Below are 3,451 nucleotides of genomic sequence, written 5' to 3'. Positions count from 1 at the left end.
TGGGTTCTGGTGTTTGGTGGTGGGGTGGGCTGGTTGTCCTGGTTGTTGTTTGTGAATTGCATAGTGGACGCGAGCATCTTTTGTGGCCAAGTTGTTTAGGGCACACGGTGGATGCCTTGGTACCAGGAGCCGATGAAGGACGTGGGAGGCTGCGTTAAGCCTCGGGGAGTCGCCAACCAGACGTTGATCCGGGGATGTCCGAATGGGGAAACCTAGCACCAGTCATGTGGTGTTGCCGCCGTCTGAATGTATAGGGCGGTTGGTGGTAACGCGGGGAAGTGAAACATCTCAGTACCCGTAGGAGAAGAAAACAATTGTGATTCCGTGAGTAGTGGTGAGCGAAAGCGGAGGAGGCTAAACCGTGCGCGTGTGATAGCCGGCGGGCGTTGCGTGTGCGGGGTTGTGGGACCTCCTGTTCGGTCTCTGCCGGGGCCGTGAGCAGTGAGAAATCGGTGTGGTAGTCGAAGCCTTTGGGATGGGGCGCCGTAGACCGTGAGAGCCGGGTAGGCGAAATCATGCCGACTGTTGGGGGTGTTCCCGAGTAGCACGGGGCTCGAGAAATCCTGTGTGAATCTGCCAGGACCACCTGGTAAGCCTAAATACTCCCTGGTGACCGATAGTGAACGAGTACCGTGAGGGAAAGGTGAAAAGCGCCCCGGTGAGGGGTCGTGAAATAGTACCTGAAACCGTGTGCCTACAAGCCGTAGGAGCGTAGGCAAGCTTGCTTGTCTGTGATGTGACTGCGTGCCTTTTGAAGAATGAGCCTGCGAGTTATGGTGTGTGGCGAGGTTAACCCGTGTGGGGGAGCCGTAGCGAAAGCGAGTCTGAATAGGGCGTTTGAGTCGCATGCTGTAGACCCGAAGCGGGGTGATCTACGCATGGGCAGGTTGAAGCGTGGGTAAGACCGCGTGGAGGACCGAACCCACCAGGGTTGAAAACCTGGGGGATGACCTGTGTGTAGGGGTGAAAGGCCAATCAAACTCCGTGATAGCTGGTTCTCCCCGAAATGCATTTAGGTGCAGCGTTGCGTGGTGCTTGCCGGAGGTAGGGCTCTGGATGGCTGATGGGCCCGACAAGGTTACTGACGTCAGCCAAACTTCGAATGCCGGTAAGTGGAGCGTGGCAGTGAGACTGCGGGGGATAAGCTCCGTGGTCGAGAGGGAAACAGCCCAGATCACCGACTAAGGCCCCTAAGCGTGTGCTAAGTGGGAAAGGATGTGGAGTCGCAGTGACAACCAGGAGGTTGGCTTAGAAGCAGCCACCCTTGAAAGAGTGCGTAATAGCTCACTGGTCAAGTGATTCTGCGCCGATAATGTAGCGGGGCTCAAGTACACCGCCGAAGTCGTGGCACCTGCCGGATGGGTTTCCTGTCCGGGGGTGGGTAGGGGAGCGTCGTGCGACCGGTGAAGCAGCGGAGTGATCCAGTTGTGGAGGTCGTGCGAGTGAGAATGCAGGCATGAGTAGCGAGTCAGAAGTGAGAATCTTCTGCGCCGAATGACCAAGGGTTCCTGGGGCAGGTTCGTCCGCCCAGGGTAAGTCGGGACCTAAGGCGAGGCCGACAGGCGTAGTCGATGGACAACGGGTTGATATTCCCGTACCCGCTGCGATGCGCCCATATCGAACCCAGTGATACTAAGGGTCCTTAGCCCGGCCGGCCTTTCGAGGCGGGTGTCAGGGTGAACGCCTGGCCTGATCTGGTAGTAGGTAAGCGATGGGGTGACGCAGGAAGGTAGCCCAGCCCGGGCGGTGGTTGTCCCGGGGTAAGCATGTAGGGAGAGAGATAGGCAAATCCGTCTCTCATGTATCCTGAGGTGTGATGCCGAGCCGATTGTGGCGAAGTGGGTGATCCTATGCTGCCGAGAAAAGCCTCTAGTGAGTGTCGTGGCGGCCCGTACCCTAAACCGACTCAGGTGGTCAGGTAGAGAATACCAAGGCGGTCGGGTGAACTGTGGTTAAGGAACTCGGCAAATTGCCCCCGTAACTTCGGGAGAAGGGGGGCCTCTGCTGGTGATCGGGTTTTCCCCGTGAGCTGGTGGGGGCCGCAGTGGCCAGGGGGAAGCGACTGTTTACTAAAAACACAGGTCCGTGCGAAGTCGTAAGACGATGTATACGGACTGACGCCTGCCCGGTGCCGGAACGTTAAGGGGACCGCTTAGTGCCTTTCGGGGTGCGAAGGTGAGAACTTAAGCGCCGGTAAACGGCGGTGGTAACTATAACCATCCTAAGGTAGCGAAATTCCTTGTCGGGTAAGTTCCGACCTGCACGAATGGCGTAACGACTTCCCCGCTGTCTCAACCACAGGCCCGGTGAAATTGCAGTACGAGTAAAGATGCTCGTTTCGCGCAGCAGGACGGAAAGACCCCGGGACCTTCACTACAGCTTGACATTGGCGTTTGGAGCGTCTTGTGTAGGATAGGTGGGAGACTGGGAAGCGGTAACGCTAGTTATCGTGGAGTCATTGGTGAAATACCACTCTGGTCGTTTTGGACGTCTAACCCGCGCCCGTGTATCCGGGTGGGGGACAGTGTCTGGTGGGTAGTTTAACTGGGGCGGTTGCCTCCTAAAGGGTAACGGAGGCGCCCAAAGGTTCCCTCAGCCTGGTTGGCAATCAGGTGTCGAGTGTAAGTGCACAAGGGAGCTTGACTGTGAGACTGACGGGTCGAGCAGGAGCGAAAGCTGGGACTAGTGATCCGGCATCGGCGTGTGGAAGCGGTGTCGCTCAACGGCTAAAAGGTACCCCGGGGATAACAGGCTGATCTTCCCCAAGAGTCCATATCGACGGGATGGTTTGGCACCTCGATGTCGGCTCGTCGCATCCTGGGGCTGGAGTAGGTCCCAAGGGTTGGGCTGTTCGCCCATTAAAGCGGTACGCGAGCTGGGTTTAGAACGTCGCGAGACAGTTCGGTCCCTATCCGCTGCGCGCGCAGGAGACTTGCGAGGGGCTGTCCCTAGTACGAGAGGACCGGGACGGACGAACCTCTGGTGTGCCAGTTGTTCCGCCAGGAGCACGGCTGGTTGGCTACGTTCGGTAGGGATAACCGCTGAAAGCATCTAAGCGGGAAGCTCGCCTTTAGATGAGGTCTCCCACCACGAGAGTGGGTAAGGCTCCCCAGAGACGATGGGGTTGATAGGCCGGAGGTGGAAGCGTAGTAATACGTGGAGCTGACCGGTACTAATAGGCCGAGGACTTGACCACAATAAACCCGCCCCGCTGCGCGGGGTTCCGCGACACCTTCTGGTGTTGTGTTGAGCCTGCGAGGGGTGTGGTGCTCGCGTCCACTGTGTGATCCAGAGACAACAACCGGTTGGTTGTGTGTTTCACGGGGTTACGGCGGTCATAGCGGAAGGGAAACACCCGGTTACATTCCGAACCCGGAAGTTAAGCCTTCCAGCGCCGATGGTACTGCACCGGGGACGGTGTGGGAGAGTAGGACACCGCCGGACAAACATT

The 3,451-nt window shown here is 58.0% G+C and carries 2 rRNA genes; both read left to right on the top strand.

Annotated elements, in window-relative coordinates:
• Positions 1-84: 84 nt before the first annotated feature.
• Positions 85-3,196 (top strand): 23S ribosomal RNA (locus Mco01_RS38605).
• 131 nt (positions 3,197-3,327) lie between these two features.
• Positions 3,328-3,444 (top strand): 5S ribosomal RNA (rrf, locus tag Mco01_RS38600).
• Positions 3,445-3,451 lie beyond the last annotated feature (7 nt).

Origin of the sequence: Microbispora corallina (assembly GCF_016863035.1) — a bacterium.
Classification (GTDB): domain Bacteria; phylum Actinomycetota; class Actinomycetes; order Streptosporangiales; family Streptosporangiaceae; genus Microbispora; species Microbispora corallina.
This window is presented reverse-complemented; position numbering and strand designations above follow the sequence as displayed.